Below are 16,379 nucleotides of genomic sequence, written 5' to 3'. Positions count from 1 at the left end.
CAGGTTGCATAAAAGCTGCTAATTTCCCGATACTTCCGTTAAAAAGATCTTGCGTCCATAATGGTGGCTTCTGGGGGGCCAGGACGGCGAGGTGAGATGGTGACGGGACGAGAATATCGGGGGATGTCGGCGGAGGAGCGTGTCGCCGATCGCCGGGAGCGGCTCATCACGGCCGCCTACGGCCTGTTCTCCAAGCCTGGGTTCCACGCGACCACGATCGAGAAGCTCTGCTCGACCGCGCACATCTCCAACCGGGCGTTCTACGAGTGCTTCGCGGGCCGCGAAGAGCTGATGCGGGCCGTCTACGAACGCTGCGTCGAAGACACGTTGAGCTCGGTCGGCGTCGCCATCGAGAACGCCCCGCCCACCCTGGAGGGGCGGATCGTCGCCGGGATAACCGAGTATGTGCGGTACGTCACGCTGGACGTGCGCCGCGCCCGGATCATGCACCTGGAGGTGCGCCGCGCCGGCGACGTCTTATCGGGGTCGCGGCAGAAGGCGGTCGCCGGGTTCACCACCATGATCGAGAGCTCACTCAAGGGATTACAGGAGGAGCTGCCCGCCGAGCTCCACCTGCTGGCGCTGGCGCTCATAGGGGCGCTCACCGAGCTGCTCATCGAATGGGTCCTCTCCGACGACCGGCCGGAGAAGGAACTGCTGGTCGCGACCGCCGTACACGTGTTTCGCCGATCGTTTCAGGCCTGACCTGCATCCGCGGACCCTGGCCCGCCTTCAGAGCCTTACCTGAAAACCCGGTGAGGAGACTCTGTGAGGCGGCGGGCCAGTGGCCGCAAATATGTGAACACCGGGATTGGCGCCCCGGAGCGGGCGAAACGAGATCACGTTCCGTAGTCACACCATGACACAGAAAGCCGATATGGGCCGGGAACGACCCGTCAGATCCAGCCCATGTCCTGAGCCGTCCGGATCGCCCCGATCCGGTTGACCGCGCCCAGTTTGGCGATCGCGTTGGACAGGTAGTTGCGGACCGTGCCCTCGCTGAGGTGCAGCGACGCGGCGATCTCACTGACCGACGCGCCCGAGGCGGCCAGCGCGAGCGCGTCCCGCTCTCGCTCGGTCAGCGGTGACTCCCCCGCCATCATGGCCGAGGCGGCCATCTCGGGATCGAGGTAGCGGCCGCCCGCGTGCACCTTCCGGATGGCGGCGGCCAGCTCTTCGGCGGAGGCGTCTTTCGGGACGAATCCACGCACCCCCGCCGCCAGCGCGCGGCGCAGGTAGCCGGGCCGGCCGAAGCTGGTCAGGATCAGCATGGCCTGACCGGGCAGCGACTCGGCGACGCTCAGGCCGTCCATGCCGGGCATCTCGACGTCGAGCACGAGCACGTCGGGCGCGTGCTCGCCCACCGCGGCGGCCACCAGGTCACCCCGCGCGACCTGAGCCACGACGGAGATGTCGGGCTCCAGGCCGAGCAGGGTCGCGATGGCCTGCCGGATCAGGTGCTCGTCGTCGGCCAGCAGAATCCTGATCACAACCGGGCCGCCAGCACGGGCTTCTCGGCCGAGGGAGCGGACGCGCGGAGCACGAATTCGCCCTTCCCGTCGGCCCCGGCCGTCAGTTTGCCGCCGACGGCGTCGAGCCGTTCGGCCAGCCCGGTGAGGCCGCTGCCGTCGTCGTCCTTGAGCGCGTCTTTCCGCACGCCGTTGTTGCGCACCTCGAGGATCGTCTCCTCCGGGGTGAGCCGCAGCGTGATGTCGCAGGTGGTGGCGGTGCTGTGACGCAGCACGTTGGTGACGGCCTCGCGGACCACCCACGCGAACACCGGGGCGGTGTCGCCGGGGGCGTCCCGGTAGGGCAGCTTGAGGTGGCAGGTGATCCCGGCCGCCTCCAGCACCCCCCGCACGCTGGCGAGTTCGGCGGTCAGGTCGAGCTCGCGGTAGCCCTTGACGGCTTCGCGCAGCTCGCGCAGGGCGGTGCGGGCCAGGCCGCGCACCTCGGCCATCTCGGCGCTCGCCGCGCTGTCGCCGGAGAGCCGGACGGCCAGCTCGCTCTTGACCGCGATGGCCGAGAGCTGGTGGCCGACCAGGTCGTGCAGGTCGCGGGCGAACCGGAGGCGCTCCTCGGCGACCGCGAGACGCGACCCCGCCTCACGGCCATCGTGGGCCTCCTCGGCGATCCGCCAGATCCACACCCACAGGCGATTGGTCCAGGGCAGCAGGCCGGACATGACGGCGGTGTAGACGACCGCGCCGACGATCAGCCCGGCCAGTTCCGCCGCGTCCGTGGGGTCTATCAGGTAGTACATCTGCGCGATGGTGATCGGGGTGATGACCGCCCAGGTCCCGATGGCGAGCAGGAAGGCGGTGCGCACCCGCACGACGACGGAGGCCACCGAGAGCCAGGCGAAGGCGACCATCGTCCACCCGTTCTGGGCGTTACCGCCGCCCAGGATCGCCACCGCCACGGAGAGGACGGCCCCGGCGATCAGCTCGCGCCGGGGATCGCGGCTCTCCAGGATGGCCCTGGTGATGCGGAGGTAGAGGACGTGGAAGACCACGACCAGCACCAGCGCCGGGATCACCCGCCACGGGACGAGAGGCCGGACCCCCACTTCGGTGCCCAGCCCCACGAACACGAAGAACCAGACCAGGCCGAGGGTGCCGTTGAGCACCCATCTCACGGCCCGTCGTACTCTTCGGATCCTTTTGTCCACCATCGCCCGCCCATCCTAGGTCGGTCACTTCGTGCGGAGAACCTCGGAAACCTTCACCCGCTTGCCGGTGCGCAGCACCGCCCGCTCGTAGATGCGCCCGCCCAGCGTCAGCACGCCCGCGACCGCGACCAGCATCAGGGCGCCCGACAGCAGCACCTCCCAGATCGCCACCTCCGAGGCGGCCATCCGCACGGGCATGACCATCGAGGAGAACGGCGGCACGAACGAGAGGATCTCGGAGACCGGGTGGTCGGGGTTGGCGGAGGCGAAGAACGAGACACCGTACGAGATCATGAACAGCAGCATCATCGGCTGCAGCACGTTGCCGACTTCCTCCTGCCGCGACACCAGTGACGCGAGCGACCCGGCGAGGACGGCGAAGAAGGCGTAGCCGAGGATCCACCAGAGGACGGCGCTGACCACGATGCCCGTCATGCCGGGCGGGAAGTCGGCGGCGAACCCGGAGAGGAACGCCCCGACGAGGCCGGCGGCCACCACCGCCACCAGGTTGAGGAACCCGACGACGCCGAGCCCGAGGATCTTGCCGCCGAGCAGCTGCCACGGCCGGATCGAGATGAGCAGGATCTCGACGATCCGGCTGCCCTTCTCCTCGACCACGCCCATGGCGACGGTCATCACCGCGCTTATGATCATGAAGAACAGCAGCAGCACGATCACGGTCGCGATGCCCTGCCGGGCCGACTCGTAGCGGGTGTCCGCCCCGACCGACTGCACCTGCAGCGGCGTGATGGTCACCCCGGCGGCGCCGATCTGCGCCTCCCGGTTGGCGCTCTGCAGCATCAGCCCGAGCTGGTCGTCGATCTCGCCGTTGGTCAGCACCCGCTTGGAGTCGACGACGGCGACGTCGATGTCACCGTCGAGCACCGCCGTGGTGGCGGCCTTCTCGTCCGGATAGGTCTTCCACGTGATCTTCGCGTCCGGGGCGAGCGCCTGGATGGCCAGTTCCTGACCGCCCACCCGCCCCAGGTTGTACTCGTCCGGCCCGCCGAACAGCTTGGGCGCGAACGCGAGCCCGCCGACCAGCACCACCGAGACGAGCAGACCGATCACGAACGCGCGGGTCCTGACCTGGGTGCTGATCTCGCGCCCGGCCACCAGCAACAGACCGCTCATGCCACTGCCTCTCTGAAGATCTCGACCAGGGTGGGGCGCTCGACGCCGAAGAACTCGACGTGCCCGGCCTCCGTGGCCTTCCTGAGCACGGTCTGGTCATCGCCCCCGACGACCGTCAGCACGTCGCGGTCACCGTCTTTGCTCAGCTCTCCCGGCAGGCCCTCGGCCCAGCCGGGCTTCGCGTCGCGGACGACGACGCGCAGCCGCCGCCCCTCGGCGTCGCGCAGCTCGTCGACGGTCCCGCTGGCCACCATGCGCCCGGCCGAGACGATCCCGACGGCGTCGCAGAGCCGCTCGACCAGTTCGAGCTGGTGACTGGAGAAGATCACGGGCACCCCGCCCCGGGCCCGCTCGTGCAGCACCTCGGCCAGCACGTCGACCGCGATCGGGTCGAGCCCCGAGAACGGCTCGTCGAGGATGAGCAGCTCGGGATCGTGGATGAGGGCCACCGCGAGCTGGACGCGCTGCTGGTTGCCCAGAGAGAGCGACTCGACGGTGTCGCCGACCCGCGCGGTCAGCCCGAGCCGCTCGACGAGCGCGTCGCGCGACTTGCCGACCGTGGCGGCGTCCAGCCCGTGCAGCCGGCCGAAGTAGTCGATCTGCTCCCCGACCCGCATCTTCTGGTAGAGCCCGCGCTCCTCCGGCATGTATCCGAAGGTCCGCCGCTCGGTGAACGTCAGCGGCCGCCCGTTCCAGATGACCTCGCCCTCGTCCGCCGCCAGGACCTTCATGACGATCCGCATCGTCGTCGTCTTGCCGGCCCCGTTGGCGCCGACGAAGCCGAACATCTGCCCGGCGGGGACCGCGAAGCTCACCCCGTCGAGGGCGACCTTGCCGGCCCCGAATGTCTTCCTCAATCCCCTGATCTCCAACATGACCCCCATCTTTCCTTTACTTGACGAAGGTGCGTAGACGTGGAAATCAGCGGCTTGGTGGGGATTCCGCAGCTGATCCGTATGACATTTGCCACATGGCTACGCTTGGCGGTATGACGCGCGACAACGACCAGCCGGTAGTGCTTTCGAAGATCTACACCAGGACGGGAGACGACGGCTCGACGGCCCTGGGCGACATGAGCCGGACCCCCAAGACCGACCCCCGGCTGGCGGCCTACGCCGACGTGGACGAGGCCAACGCGGCGATCGGCGTCGCCCTGGCGATGGGCGGCCTGCCGGAGGACATCGGCGCGGTGCTGCTGCGTGTGCAGAACGAGCTGTTCGACGTGGGCGCCGACCTGTGCACGCCGATCGTCGACGACCCGGAGTTCCCGCCCCTGCGGGTCGAGGCGTCGTACGTGGACTGGCTGGAATCACAGTGCGACGAGTTCAACACCCGCCTGAAGCCGTTGCGGTCGTTCATCCTCCCGGGCGGCTCCGCCGGCACCGCCCTGCTCCACGTGGCCCGCACGGTCACCCGCCGCGCCGAAAGATCGACCTGGGCGGCGCTGGAGGTCCACGGCGACATGAACCCCCTCACGGCGACCTACCTGAACCGGCTGAGCGACCTGCTGTTCATCCTGTGCCGGGTGTCCTCGAACGGCGACGAGATCCTGTGGAAGCCGGGCGGCACCCGCTAGAGCCAGTAGTCACGTTCGGACAGCCTGGGCGAGCCACTCACCGAACAGGCCGGGGTCGAGGTCTCCGGGGTCGCGGAGTTTGACCGAGGCCATCTCCCGGCTGCCCGGGGCGAGGCGGCCGGAGGGGTCGGCGACACGCTGGCCGTGCCAGAGGCCGAAGGTCAGGTGGGACGGGTAGGACTTGATGAAGCAGACAGGGTCCTTGCCGGGACGGTCGCCGCGGCTCCAGACCGGGTGGCCGTGCCAGACGGCGCCGGCGCCGGGGAACGCGGTCTCGATCAGTGGGAGCAGCCGCAGGGCCAGGTCGCGCTGGAGCTCGGGCAGGGTGGCGACGTACTCGTCGATCGTGGTCATGTCCTTCGTTCCTTTCAGATGGGGTGCGGAGTCAGACGGTGCGGAGATGGCGGGCGGCGACCCAGGAGACCCAGAGCATCGCGCTGATGGCCCCGACGGCGAGGGTCAGCGAACCGGCCTTCCCTCCGCTCATCGCCCAGAGGTCGCCCGCGAGCAGGGCCGTCCCGGCGACGCGGGAGGCGACGGCGGCGCGGCGGTCGCCGGCGCGGGAGAAGTGCCGTCCGAGGACGTAGCAGGTGGCGATCAGGGCGAAGAAGGTGATCGACCCGGCGGCCATGTGGCCGATGCCGCTCAGGCCGAGCGTGCCCGGCCCGGCCGGGGTGCCGACGGGGAAGCCGTCACCCGGGTCCATCGTGAAGACGCCGGCGGCGATCATCCCGGCGCCGGAGGCGGCGACCAGCCGGGGCACCCATGCGCTGTCGAGCACGCGGCGGAATCCGGCCGCCCCGGCGAGGATCAGGAGGCCGGCGACCACGAAGTTGCCGATCTGCAGCCAGCCCAGGGAGCCGGTGCTGAGCAGGCTGAGCGGGTGGCGCGTCAGGTCGAAGCCCTCGCGGGTGGCGGCCTGGGTCAGCGACACCGCCGACCAGAGCGGCCCGACGACGGCGGCGCAGACGAGCAACGTGCGGGTGGTGGACGGAGCGGTGACGGCGACGGCGGTCATCGGAGGCCTCTTTCTGGTCGGTGTCTCTCGCTCTGACGTCGAATGTGCGATAGGACAGGGAACACCCCCGTTCCCTGTCACATCCGAGGATCGACGTTCCAGTACAGACACCGAACGACCAAGGGAGAGACCCGAGATGCGTTACCTGCTGATGAGCCTGGCCGACGAGAACACCCCCGCCCCCGACGAGAAGCTGTTCGCCGAGATGGGCGCCTACATCCAGGAGATGAGCGCCAAGGGCATCCTGCTGGCCACCGGCGGGCTGGAGCCGGGCGGCGTCCGGATGACCTCCGCCGGCTCCGAGATCACCGTCACGGACGGGCCGTTCACCGAGGCCAAGGAGGCCGTCGTCGGCTTCGCCCTGGTGGAGGTGCGCTCCGAGGAGGAGATGCTGGAGCTGGCCCGCCGGTTCCGCCGGATCGTCGGCGACGGGGTGAGCGAGATCCGCAGAGTCCTGTGATCGACGCCGTCTGGAAACTGGAGTCCGCGAAGATCATCGCGGCGCTGACCCGGCTGGTCCGCGACGTCGGGCTGGCCGAGGAGTTCGCCCAGGACGCCCTGGTCGCCGCGATGGAGCAGTGGCCCGCCGAGGGGGTGCCCGACAATCCCGGCGCCTGGCTGATGTCGGTGGCCAGGCGCCGGGCCGTCGACCACATCCGGCGGGAGCGGCGGCACGACCGGCTGGCTCAGGACCTCAGACCCCACGATGAGGAACCGCGGCAGGACGACACGCTGCGGCTGATGTTCCTGTCGTGTCATCCGGTGCTGCCGCCTCCGGCGCGGGTGGCGCTCACGCTGAAGCTGCTGGGCGGGCTCAGCACGGCCGAGATCGCCCGCGCCTTCCTCACCGGCGAGCAGGTCGTCGCCCGGCGCATCGCCGACGCCAAGCGGACCCTCGCCGACAACCGGGTGGGCTTCGACCTGCCCGAGGCGTCCGAGGCGGCGGGCCGGCTCGCGTCGGTGCTGGAGGTCATCTACCTGATCTTCAACGAGGGATACGCGGCCGCCTCCGGCGACGACCTGATGCGCCCCGGCCTGACCCTGGAGGCGCTGCGGCTCGGCGGCATGCTGGCCGACCTCGCGCCTCAGTCGGAGGTGCTGGGCCTGCTGGCCCTCATGGAGATCCAGACCTCACGCTCGGACGCCCGCACCGGCCCCTCAGGCGAACCGATCCCGCTGCACGAGCAGAACCGGGGCCGCTGGGATCAGCTACGGATCCGCCGGGGCTTCACCGCGATGCTGCGCGCCCGCGAACTCGGCGGCCCGCCGGGGCCCTACCTCGTGCAGGCCGCCATCGCGGTCTGCCACGCGCAGGCGCGCACCGCCGGGGAGACCGACTGGGCCCAGATCGCCGCGCTCTACGAGATCCTCGTGCGGCTGACCCCGACCCCGGTCGTGCGGCTGAACCAGGCCGTAGCTCTCGGCATGGCACACGGCCCGCAGGCGGGGCTCGACCTGGCCGACGGCCTGACCACCGACCCTGCGTTGCAGAACTACCACCTGCTTCCGGGCGTCCGCGCCGACCTGCTGCTGCGTCTCGGCCGCCCGGACGAGGCGCGGCGGGAGTTCCTGCGGGCCGCCCTGCTGGCCGACAACGCGGCCGAGCGGGCCTTCCTCGAACGGCGCGCCGCCGCGATCCCGCCCGGAGAGGACGCGGGTGTGCTCCTGGGCCCCGCCGTCGACGCGTTCCTGACCGGGCGCGCCCCCTCGACCGCGCGCTCCTACGGGCAGACGCTGCACCGCCTGCGGCTGGCCCTCGGCGCGCACACCCCGCTCGCGACGGTGACCGCCGCCGAAGTGAGCCGGGTGGTCACCACGGCGTGGGGCGATGCGGCGGCCCGGACCTGGAACCGCCATCTGGCGGCGATCGGCTCGTTCGCCACCTGGGCGGAGCTGCCCGGACTCACCGGTGACCTGGCCCGCCGCGCGGAACCGCCCTCGGCCCGCAGGCCGGTCGTGCCACCGGAGCACCCCGGCCTCTCGTTGCGTGAACGAGCCCTGTGGTCTCTCCTGTACGAATCTTCGGCGCCCATCAGCAGGGTGCTCGCCCTGAACGTCGACGACCTCGACCTCGACGACCGGCGGGCGCGCAACGGCGTCTCCTGGCGGTCGCGGACGGCCCGGCTGCTGCCCGAGCTCGTCGGGGACCGCACGCGGGGCCCGCTGTTCCTCTCCGACCGGCGACCGGCCCCTGCCCGAAGGCCCGCCGATGACGACCTGTGCCCGCACACCGGGCGGCGCCGACTGTCCTACGAACGCGCCGAATACCTCTTCAAGCAGGCCACCGGCCACACCCTGCGCGACCTGCGCTGACTCAGCGGGCGTCGAGGTGGGCGCTCGGAGGCGCCGACTCCAGCCACGCCAGGAAGCCCGTCAGCGCGTCTTCGCTCATGGCCAGGCTGACCGGGCCGGCCTCGACCATCCAGTGGCCCTCGGGGCCCTCGCCCGCTTCGAGAGGTCTGCGCCGGGAAACAACAAGGCCGCGCCTCGCTATCGCGTGGCGCGGCCTCAGTCGGATTCCGGCGAGAGGGACCCAGTGGAGTTCTCCTCCGGCGTAGCGGGCTACTCCGCTCTGCCATTTCCGGGTTCCGGTCCGTACGTGACAGACCACCGTGCCCCGGCGCGAGGCCAGGGCGACGACACGAATACAGAACAGGGCAGCGAGCAGAGCCAACCCTATGAGTAGCTCCACCGCTGCCCCTCCTTCACAACTCAGACCTCTTCGCCGGCCGCCCGGAGGCGGGCCGTGTTGCGCTTGGCTTCCAACTGGGCGTCCGCGTCGTCCTGGCTGGCCTCGATCGCGGCCTGGGCCCGCTGGAGAGCGTCCTTCGCCGCCGCGACGTCGACCTCGGAACCGAGTTCGGCCGCTTCGGCGAGGATGGACACCTCGTTGGCGGCGACCGAGATGAAGCCACCGTGAACGGCGGCCACCAGATCATTGTCGCCGCCGCGCTTGACGCGAAGCACGCCGCCCTCGACGAGGACGCCGATTACGGGCGCATGGTTCGGCATAATACCGATCTCGCCCTCGACGGTCTTGGCAATCACCATGTCGGCTTCGCCAGACCAGATCTCGCGCTCCGGTGAGACCACGCCCACCTGCAGCTTTGCCACTAGCACTCCTCCATCAGCGCCGGCGCGACCGGTGGCCGCGCCGGCGTCGCCCGATTAGCGGGTCAGTTCCTTCGCCTTGGCGACGGCCTGCTCGATGCCGCCGACCATGAAGAACGCCTGCTCGGGCAGGTGGTCGTAGTCGCCGGCGCACAGGCCCTTGAAGGAGGCGATGGTCTCGTCGAGGGAGACGAACTCGCCCTCCTGGCCGGTGAAGGCCGTGGCGGCGTACATCGGGTGGGACAGGAAGCGCTCGATGCGGCGGGCCCGCTGAACGGTGACCTTGTCCTCTTCCGACAGTTCGTCGATGCCGAGGATGGCGATGATGTCCTGCAGTTCCTTGTACTTCTGCAGAATCCGCTTCGTCTCCTGGGCCACCGCGTAGTGCTCCTCGCCGACGATCATCGGGTCGAGGATGCGGGAGGTGGAGTCGAGCGGGTCGACCGCCGGGTAGATGCCCTTCTCGGAGATCGGACGGGACAGAACCGTCTGAGCGTCGAGGTGGGCGAACGCGTTGTGCGGGGCCGGGTCGGTGATGTCGTCGGCGGGCACGTAGATCGCCTGCATCGAGGTGATCGAGTGACCACGCGTCGAGGTGATGCGCTCCTGGAGCACACCCATCTCGTCGGCCAGCGTGGGCTGGTAACCCACGGCGGAGGGCATACGGCCGAGCAGCGTCGACACCTCGGAACCCGCCTGGGTGAACCGGAAGATGTTGTCGATGAACAGCAGCACGTCCTGCTTCTGCACGTCGCGGAAGTACTCCGCCATCGTCAGCGCCGACAGCGCCACGCGCAGACGGGTGCCCGGGGGCTCGTCCATCTGACCGAAGACGAGGGCGGTGTCCTTGAGGACGCCGGCCTCCTCCATCTCCAGCCAGAGGTCGTTGCCCTCACGGGTGCGCTCGCCGACGCCCGCGAAGCACGAGGTGCCCGAGAACTTCAGCGCGACTCGACGGATCATCTCCTGGATGAGAACCGTCTTGCCGACGCCCGCGCCGCCGAACAGGCCGATCTTGCCGCCCTTGACGTAAGGGGTGAGCAGGTCGATGACCTTGATGCCGGTGGGCAGCATCTCGGTGCGCGACTCGAGCTGGTCGAACGCCGGGGAGGGGCGGTGGATGCCCCACTTCTCGGTGATCTTGAGGGAGGCCGTCGGCACGTCGAGCGACTCGCCGAGGGCGTTCCACACGTGACCCTTGACGACGTCGCCGACCGGCACCGAGATCGGCTTGCCGGAGTCGGTGACCGCCGCGCCGCGGACCATGCCGTCGGTGGGCTGCATGGAGATGGCGCGGACGACGTTGTCACCCAGGTGCTGGGCGACCTCCATCGTCAGGGTCTTGGTCTGCGACTCACCGTCGACTTCGAGGGTGACGTCGACGTTCAACGCGTTGTAGATGTCCGGCATCGCCTCGACGGGGAACTCCACGTCGACGACGGGACCGGTGACACGGGCGACTCGGCCCACGCCGGTCTCAACAGTCTGTGCGGTCATTTCACTCTTTCCCCGAGGCGGCGTCGGCGAGCGCGTTGGCGCCACCGACGATCTCGCTGATTTCCTGGGTGATCTCCGCCTGACGAACCTGGTTCATCTTCTGGGTGAAAACCCGGATGAGCTCGTTGGCGTTGTCGGTCGCGGACTTCATGGCGCGGCGCCGGGCGGCCTCTTCCGAGGCGGCCGACTGCAGCAGCGCGGTGAAGATGCGCGACTCCACGTAACGCGGCAGCAGTGAGTCGAGGACGGCACCGGCCGACGGCTCGAACTCGAAGTAGGGCAGCGGGCCGTCCTTGGGCGCCTCGGTCGTCTCGACGACCTCCAGCGGCAGGATGCGCTTCACCACCACGTTCTGCGTCAGCATCGAGACGAACTCGGTCGACACGATGTGGATCTCGTCGATCCCGTCTTCGGCCTTGAACGACTCGATCAGCGCGTCGGCGATGTCCTTGGCGTCGTCGTAGGACGGACGGCGGGAGAAGCCCACCCACTGCCCGCCCATCTCACGGTGCCGGAAGGCGTGCCAGCCCACACCCTTGCGTCCGGAGACGAAGGGTGTGACCTGGATGCCACGTGATTCCAGCAACCCGCGCAGCGCCTCGGCCTCACGAAGGAGGTTGGCGTTGAAGCCGCCGCAGAACCCGCTGTCGCTGGTGATGATCAGCACGCCGGCTCGAGCCGGGTTCTCCTTCGCCACCGTCAGCGGGTGGTCGACAGAAGAGGTGTTGCTGACCACACCGGTGACGGCGCGGGTGATCTCGCGCTCGTACGGCACGGCGGCGGTCATCCGCTGCTGCGCCTTCACGATGCGCGAGGACGCGATGAGCTCCTGCGCGCGGGTGATCTTCGCCGTGGACTTGACCGACTTGATCCGCCGCCGCAGCAGTCTGAGCTGGGCGCCCATCCGCTACTCCTTCTCGGCCGTACGGACGTGCTTGACGATCTTCTCCTGGCCGACCTTGTCGCCCTGAAGCGGCGCCACCGGCTCGTCGTTGACCAGCAGGTCACCGGACGAGGTGGTGAAGCCCTTCTTGAACTCGGTGATCGAGTCCTTCAGGACGGTGACCGCGTCGTCGCCCAGCTCGCCGGTCTCCCGGATGCCGTCGAAGACGCCCTTGGCCGTGCTGCTCACGTAGTCGAGGAACTCCGCCTCGAAGCGGCGGATGTCCTCGAGCGGGACGTCGTCGAGCCCGCCAGAGGTGCCGGCCCACACCGAGACGACCTGCTTCTCGGCCGGGAACGGGCTGTACTGACTCTGCTTGAGCAGTTCGACCAGACGGGCGCCGCGGTCGAGCTGGGCGCGGGAGGCCGCGTCGAGGTCGGACGCGAAGGCCGCGAAGGCCTCCAGGTCGCGGTACTGCGACAGGGACAGCCGGAGCGTGCCGGCGACCTTGCGCATGGCCTTGATCTGGGCCGAGCCACCGACTCGGGAGACCGAGACACCGACGTTGATCGCCGGGCGGACGCCCGCGTTGAACAGGTCGGTCTCCAGGAAGCACTGACCGTCGGTGATGGAGATGACGTTGGTCGGGATGAACGCCGAGACGTCGTTGCCCTTGGTCTCGATGATCGGCAGACCGGTCATCGAGCCGCCACCCATGTCGGCCGAGAGCTTGGCGCAACGCTCCAGCAGACGCGAGTGCAAGTAGAAGACGTCACCGGGGAACGCCTCACGGCCCGGCGGACGGCGCAGCAGCAGCGACACCGCGCGGTAGGCGTCGGCCTGCTTGGTCAGGTCGTCGAAGATGATGAGAACGTGCTTGCCCTGGTACATCCAGTGCTGGCCGATGGCCGAACCGGTGTAGGGGGCGAGGTACTTGAAGCCCGCGGCGTCGGACGCCGGAGCGGCCACGATGGTGGTGTACTCCATCGCGCCGGCCTCTTCGAGGCGGCCCTTCACCTGGGCGATCGTCGAGCCCTTCTGGCCGACGGCGACGTAGACGCAGAGAACCTGCTTGTCGGGGTCGCCGGAGAGCCAGTTCTCCTTCTGGTTGAGGATCGTGTCGACCGCGATGGCCGTCTTGCCGGTGCCACGGTCGCCGATGATCAGCTGTCGCTGGCCACGGCCGATCGGGGTCATCGCGTCGATCGCCTTGAGGCCGGTCTGCAGCGGCTGCTTCACGGGCTGCCGCTGAACGACCGACGGCGCCTGGGTCTCGAGGGCACGACGGCCCTCGGCCTCGATGGCGCCCTTTCCGTCAAGGGGGTTGCCCAGCGGGTCGACAACACGGCCCAAGAAGCCGTTGCCCACCGGTACGGAGAGGACCTGGCCGGTGCGACGCACCTGCTGGCCCTCTTCCACCTTGCTGAAGTCACCCAGAATAACGACACCGATCTCCCGGACATCCAGGTTCAGTGCCAGGCCACGCGTGCCGTCCTCGAACTCGAGCAGCTCGTTCGCCATCGTCGAGGGAAGGCCGGAGACATGGGCGATACCGTCGCCACAGTCGACGACGGTCCCGATCTCCTCACGTGCCGCGCCTTCCGGCTCGTACGCCTGGACGAAGCGCTCAAGGGCGTCCCGGATCTCGTCCGGCCGGATCGTCAGCTCCGCCATCTCTTCCTGTCTCCCTATTGCCCTAGCCGGCCAACCGGCGGCGGACTTCTTCAATACGTGTCGCGATGGTGGTGTCGATGATCTCGTCGCCGATCTTGATCGAGAACCCACCGAGCACCTTCGGGTCCACCTCTACGTTCAGGTGGACGTCACGGCCGTAGGTGGCCCGCAACCAGGTGGCGAGGCGCTGCTTCTGCGCGTCGGACAGCAGCACCGCGCTGGTGACGACCGCCACCAGACGCTGCCGCTGCAGCGCGACGAGGCGGCCGAACTCCTCCAGCCCTCGTTCCAGGCTACGTCCGCGCGGGTGCGCGGCGACCTGGGAGATGAGGCGCAGGGTGGTCGGGGCGACCTTGGCCCCGAGCAGGTCGGAAAGCAGCGTCTCCTTGCCGGTCGCGGCCGGATTGGCCAGCGCCCGGCGCAGGTCGGGGTTGGCCGCGAGGATCCGGCCGAAGCGGAACAGCTCGTCTTCGACGTCGTCGAGACGGCCGGCCCCTTCGGCCTCGCTCGCGGCCGCGATCACACCGAGCCGTTCGACGGCGTCGGGGAGGTCACCGGCGCGCGACCACTTAGCCTCGACCACGGCCACCGTCGTCTCCAGCGCCGCCGCCGACACCCGGCCCTCAAGGAGGGCGCGGACGGCCTGGGCCTTCGCCTGGGCCGGACGCGAGGGGTCGGAGAGCGAGCGGCGCAGACCGGGCTCCCGGTCGAACAGCGAGGCCACCGCGAAGAGCTCTTCGGCCAGCGGGCCCAGGTCAGCCGACCCGGCCACGCTGTTGAAGCGCTCCTCGACCTCGACCAGAGAGGTCCTGCTCAGGCCACGCATCAGCGAACCGCCGTGCCGGAGCCCTCGAGCTCCTCGAGGAACCGGTCGACGACGCGACGCTGGCGCGCCTCGTCTTCGAGCGACTCGCCGACGATGCGACCGGCGAGGTCGGTCGAAAGACGGCCGATCTCGGCACGCAGCTGTGCGAGAGCCTGCGCCTTGTCGGCCTCGATCTGAGCGTGGGCGGCCTCGACGATGCGCCGGGCCTCGGTCTGGGCCTCCTCGCGGAGGTCGGCCTTGATCTGCGCGCCCTGCTCACGAGCTTCCTCCCGGAGGCGGGCTGCCTCCTGGCGGGCTTCGTTGAGCTTGTCGCGGTACTGCTGGAGCACGGCCTGGGCCTCGGCCTGGGCGTTCTCCGCCTTCTGGATGCCGCCTTCGATGGCCTCGGTCCGCTCCGCCAGCGTCTTCTGGATCCGCGGGGTAAGGATCTTACCGACGACGACGAAGACGAGGAGGAACGCGAGGCCACCGATGACCAGCTCGTAAGTGTGCGGAATGAGAGGGTTGTTCTCCTCCGCCGCCAGGAGCGTAGCTGCCAGTGTCATGGGCGCAGCCTTCCGTCAGATGGGATAACGCGTCAGGCGCTGGGGTAGATGAACGGCGCGACAAGGCCGATCAGGGCGAGGGCCTCGGTCAGAACGAAGCCGAGCAGCATGTTCTGGCGGATGAGGCCGTAAGCCTCGGGCTGGCGGGCGATGGCCTGCACACCCTGGCCGAAGATGATGCCCACGCCGATGCCGGGGCCGATCGCCGCGAGGCCGTAACCGATCGCGCCGATGTTGCCGGTGACTTCAGCGAGAACGCTCATTGCGGTTTCCTTTACTGGTCGGCCGGCGAGCTTCCTTACTCACCGGTCTGGTTACGTCAGTAGGTGGTTCAGTGGTCCGCGTGCAGCGAGCCGCCGATGTACATCGCGGCCAGCATCGTGAAGAGGAATGCCTGCAGGAACTGGATGAAGATTTCGAACCCGGTCATCAGCGTCGTCATGACGAAGCCGACCAGACCCAGCGGCGCACCAAGCGGGGTGAGCTGCTCGAAGAGGAAGTGGAAGCCCACGCTCGCGAAGAAGGCCAGGATGAGGTGGCCGGCGAACATGTTCGCGAACAGTCGGACCGCGTGGGTGAACGGCGCGAGAACGAGGTTCGAGATGAGCTCCAGCGGCGCCATCAGGATGTAGACGGCCTTGGGCAGACCGGGCGGGAACATCATGTTCTTGAAGTAACCGATGCCGCCCTGGTGCTTGATGCCCAGGTAGATCTTGATCACGTAGATGGTGACCGCGAAGATGATCGGGAAGGCGATGTGCGAGTTCACCGGGAGTTGCAGCACCGGGATCACACCGAAGAAGTTCCACAGCAGGATCAGCATGAAGATCGAGAGCAGCAGCGGCATCCAGCGCTCGGCGTCCTTGCCCAGGAACGGGCGAGCACACTGGTCACGGACGAACGTGTAGCCGTATTCACCGATGTTCTGAACGCCACGCGGCACCAGTTTCGGCTTCGCGAAAGCGGTCCAGGCGAACACACAGACGATCAGGGCCCCGAGCACCGCAAGGAGAACGGGCTTGTTGAGCCAGACGGGCGCCCCAGCATAAAGAGGGGGGAAATCGAAGATCTCCGGCCCGGGAGCCTGGAATTCTCCATCAGCGGCGAGGAGCGTCAGCGTAGTCACGCGGCGTTCCCTTCAACGTCGTGGACCATCATTGGAAGAATCAGAGCATGTGCGGGCGCGTTCAGCGGCCGTGCTTGAGGTAGACCAGCCAGCAGGCCAGCCCGACCCCGATAACCACACCTATGGGGATGAACGCGTGCACGCCTGTCCAATGGCTCAGCAACCAGCCGAAGCCGCCCCAAAGCAGCATTCCCGACAGCAGATAGCTGGGTACTGACCAGGCGGCGTCGGCGAAGTCGCGGCCGTCGTCCTCGGGCCTGCGCTGCTTCTCGTCCATCGCGGGCACGACGATAGCAGGCACCGCAAGGACTAGTCATA

General features: G+C 68.8%; 20 protein-coding genes. 4 read left to right on the top strand and 16 right to left on the bottom strand.

The window, feature by feature from the left end; genetic code table 11:
* Nucleotides 1-96 precede the first annotated feature (96 nt).
* On the top strand, nt 97-705 hold the full coding sequence (locus tag AW272_RS32385) for a TetR/AcrR family transcriptional regulator (RefSeq protein WP_245657841.1): 609 nt from the start codon (nt 97-99) through the stop codon (nt 703-705).
* A 191-nt stretch (nt 706-896) separates the two neighbouring features.
* Here AW272_RS32385 and AW272_RS32380 read toward each other — a convergent pair whose 3' ends face one another.
* The 4 genes from AW272_RS32380 to AW272_RS32365 are packed head-to-tail and all read right to left on the bottom strand — an operon-like array spanning nt 897 to nt 4,680.
* A complete protein-coding gene (locus AW272_RS32380) occupies nt 897-1,490 on the bottom strand; it encodes a response regulator transcription factor (protein ID WP_066373295.1) in 594 nt (197 codons plus the stop codon).
* Complete coding sequence (locus AW272_RS32375; RefSeq protein WP_066373294.1) at nt 1,487-2,638, bottom strand: sensor histidine kinase; 1,152 nt, start codon at nt 2,636-2,638, stop codon at nt 1,487-1,489. The genes AW272_RS32380 and AW272_RS32375 overlap by 4 nt, the downstream gene beginning before the upstream one ends.
* A gap of 57 nt (nt 2,639-2,695) precedes the next feature.
* Nucleotides 2,696-3,805 carry an ABC transporter permease gene (locus AW272_RS32370; protein WP_066373291.1) on the bottom strand — a complete coding sequence of 370 codons (1,110 nt, stop codon included), beginning with the start codon at nt 3,803-3,805 and terminating at the stop codon, nt 2,696-2,698.
* Nucleotides 3,802-4,680 carry an ABC transporter ATP-binding protein gene (locus tag AW272_RS32365; protein ID WP_066373289.1) on the bottom strand — a complete coding sequence of 293 codons (879 nt, stop codon included), beginning with the start codon at nt 4,678-4,680 and terminating at the stop codon, nt 3,802-3,804. Before AW272_RS32365 ends, AW272_RS32370 begins: the two co-directional genes overlap by 4 nt.
* 113 nt (nt 4,681-4,793) lie before the next feature.
* Here AW272_RS32365 and AW272_RS32360 point away from each other — a divergent pair, with 113 nt between their 5' ends.
* Nucleotides 4,794-5,381, top strand: coding sequence for a cob(I)yrinic acid a,c-diamide adenosyltransferase (locus AW272_RS32360; RefSeq protein ID WP_066373287.1), 588 nt, complete (start codon nt 4,794-4,796; stop codon nt 5,379-5,381).
* Nucleotides 5,382-5,390: 9 nt separating this feature from the next.
* Here the strand turns inward: AW272_RS32360 and AW272_RS32355 are convergent, their stop codons facing one another.
* A complete protein-coding gene (locus AW272_RS32355; RefSeq protein WP_066373285.1) occupies nt 5,391-5,735 on the bottom strand; it encodes a DUF1801 domain-containing protein in 345 nt (114 codons plus the stop codon).
* A gap of 31 nt (nt 5,736-5,766) precedes the next feature.
* Nucleotides 5,767-6,399 carry a DUF998 domain-containing protein gene (locus AW272_RS32350; protein ID WP_066373283.1) on the bottom strand — a complete coding sequence of 211 codons (633 nt, stop codon included), beginning with the start codon at nt 6,397-6,399 and terminating at the stop codon, nt 5,767-5,769.
* A 136-nt stretch (nt 6,400-6,535) separates the two neighbouring features.
* On the opposite strand from AW272_RS32350, the gene AW272_RS32345 reads away from it, so the two are divergent.
* Both AW272_RS32345 and AW272_RS46135 read left to right on the top strand, forming a co-directional pair.
* Nucleotides 6,536-6,859, top strand: coding sequence for a YciI family protein (locus tag AW272_RS32345; protein WP_066373282.1), 324 nt, complete (start codon nt 6,536-6,538; stop codon nt 6,857-6,859).
* Complete coding sequence (locus AW272_RS46135) at nt 6,856-8,712, top strand: DUF6596 domain-containing protein (protein ID WP_066373279.1); 1,857 nt, start codon at nt 6,856-6,858, stop codon at nt 8,710-8,712. Before AW272_RS32345 ends, AW272_RS46135 begins: the two co-directional genes overlap by 4 nt.
* 1 nt (nt 8,713) lies before the next feature.
* On the opposite strand, the gene AW272_RS32335 is transcribed toward AW272_RS46135, so the two are convergent.
* The 10 genes from AW272_RS32335 to AW272_RS32290 all read right to left on the bottom strand — a co-directional run bounded on the left by AW272_RS32335 (nt 8,714) and on the right by AW272_RS32290 (nt 16,362).
* The gene (locus tag AW272_RS32335) at nt 8,714-9,091 is read right to left on the bottom strand and encodes a DUF2550 domain-containing protein (RefSeq protein WP_245657840.1); all 378 of its coding nucleotides are present in this window, start codon (nt 9,089-9,091) and stop codon (nt 8,714-8,716) included.
* 20 nt (nt 9,092-9,111) lie between these two features.
* Nucleotides 9,112-9,513, bottom strand: a complete 402-nt coding sequence (locus AW272_RS32330) for a F0F1 ATP synthase subunit epsilon (protein WP_066373275.1) — start codon at nt 9,511-9,513, stop codon at nt 9,112-9,114.
* A 54-nt stretch (nt 9,514-9,567) separates the two neighbouring features.
* Nucleotides 9,568-11,007 carry a F0F1 ATP synthase subunit beta gene (gene atpD, locus AW272_RS32325; RefSeq protein WP_066373274.1) on the bottom strand — a complete coding sequence of 480 codons (1,440 nt, stop codon included), beginning with the start codon at nt 11,005-11,007 and terminating at the stop codon, nt 9,568-9,570.
* 1 nt (nt 11,008) lies between these two features.
* Entirely contained in the window at nt 11,009-11,911 is a 903-nt protein-coding gene (locus tag AW272_RS32320; RefSeq protein WP_066373270.1) for a F0F1 ATP synthase subunit gamma, read from the bottom strand.
* 3 nt (nt 11,912-11,914) lie between these two features.
* Nucleotides 11,915-13,564, bottom strand: coding sequence for a F0F1 ATP synthase subunit alpha (atpA, locus tag AW272_RS32315; protein ID WP_066373268.1), 1,650 nt, complete (start codon nt 13,562-13,564; stop codon nt 11,915-11,917).
* A 22-nt stretch (nt 13,565-13,586) separates the two neighbouring features.
* A complete protein-coding gene (locus tag AW272_RS32310) occupies nt 13,587-14,390 on the bottom strand; it encodes a F0F1 ATP synthase subunit delta (protein WP_066373266.1) in 804 nt (267 codons plus the stop codon).
* Complete coding sequence (locus tag AW272_RS32305; protein ID WP_066373263.1) at nt 14,390-14,935, bottom strand: F0F1 ATP synthase subunit B; 546 nt, start codon at nt 14,933-14,935, stop codon at nt 14,390-14,392. The genes AW272_RS32310 and AW272_RS32305 overlap by 1 nt, the downstream gene beginning before the upstream one ends.
* A 32-nt stretch (nt 14,936-14,967) precedes the next feature.
* Complete coding sequence (gene atpE / locus AW272_RS32300; protein ID WP_066373262.1) at nt 14,968-15,198, bottom strand: ATP synthase F0 subunit C; 231 nt, start codon at nt 15,196-15,198, stop codon at nt 14,968-14,970.
* A 68-nt stretch (nt 15,199-15,266) separates the two neighbouring features.
* Complete coding sequence (atpB, locus tag AW272_RS32295) at nt 15,267-16,061, bottom strand: F0F1 ATP synthase subunit A (protein ID WP_066373258.1); 795 nt, start codon at nt 16,059-16,061, stop codon at nt 15,267-15,269.
* A gap of 61 nt (nt 16,062-16,122) precedes the next feature.
* Nucleotides 16,123-16,362 (bottom strand): hypothetical protein, encoded by a 240-nt coding sequence (locus AW272_RS32290; protein ID WP_245657839.1) that lies wholly within the window; start codon nt 16,360-16,362, stop codon nt 16,123-16,125.
* Nucleotides 16,363-16,379: the final 17 nt, after the last annotated feature.

This window comes from Herbidospora mongoliensis, from assembly GCF_001570545.1.
Taxonomy (GTDB): domain Bacteria; phylum Actinomycetota; class Actinomycetes; order Streptosporangiales; family Streptosporangiaceae; genus Herbidospora; species Herbidospora mongoliensis.
Note: the sequence above shows the minus strand (reverse complement) of the source record. Positions and strands in the feature narration are given on the sequence as shown.

Coding starts and splice junctions, on each gene's coding strand:
- AW272_RS32385 (WP_245657841.1), top strand. CDS start 97: ATGGTGACGGGACGAGAATATCGGGGGATGTCGGCGGAGGAGCGTGTC.
- AW272_RS32370 (WP_066373291.1), bottom strand. CDS start 3,805: ATGAGCGGTCTGTTGCTGGTGGCCGGGCGCGAGATCAGCACCCAGGTC.
- AW272_RS32365 (WP_066373289.1), bottom strand. CDS start 4,680: ATGTTGGAGATCAGGGGATTGAGGAAGACATTCGGGGCCGGCAAGGTC.
- AW272_RS32360 (WP_066373287.1), top strand. CDS start 4,794: ATGACGCGCGACAACGACCAGCCGGTAGTGCTTTCGAAGATCTACACC.
- AW272_RS32355 (WP_066373285.1), bottom strand. CDS start 5,735: ATGACCACGATCGACGAGTACGTCGCCACCCTGCCCGAGCTCCAGCGC.
- AW272_RS32350 (WP_066373283.1), bottom strand. CDS start 6,399: ATGACCGCCGTCGCCGTCACCGCTCCGTCCACCACCCGCACGTTGCTC.
- AW272_RS32345 (WP_066373282.1), top strand. CDS start 6,536: ATGCGTTACCTGCTGATGAGCCTGGCCGACGAGAACACCCCCGCCCCC.
- atpD (WP_066373274.1), bottom strand. CDS start 11,007: ATGACCGCACAGACTGTTGAGACCGGCGTGGGCCGAGTCGCCCGTGTC.
- AW272_RS32320 (WP_066373270.1), bottom strand. CDS start 11,911: ATGGGCGCCCAGCTCAGACTGCTGCGGCGGCGGATCAAGTCGGTCAAG.
- atpA (WP_066373268.1), bottom strand. CDS start 13,564: ATGGCGGAGCTGACGATCCGGCCGGACGAGATCCGGGACGCCCTTGAG.
- AW272_RS32310 (WP_066373266.1), bottom strand. CDS start 14,390: ATGCGTGGCCTGAGCAGGACCTCTCTGGTCGAGGTCGAGGAGCGCTTC.
- AW272_RS32305 (WP_066373263.1), bottom strand. CDS start 14,935: ATGACACTGGCAGCTACGCTCCTGGCGGCGGAGGAGAACAACCCTCTC.
- atpE (WP_066373262.1), bottom strand. CDS start 15,198: ATGAGCGTTCTCGCTGAAGTCACCGGCAACATCGGCGCGATCGGTTAC.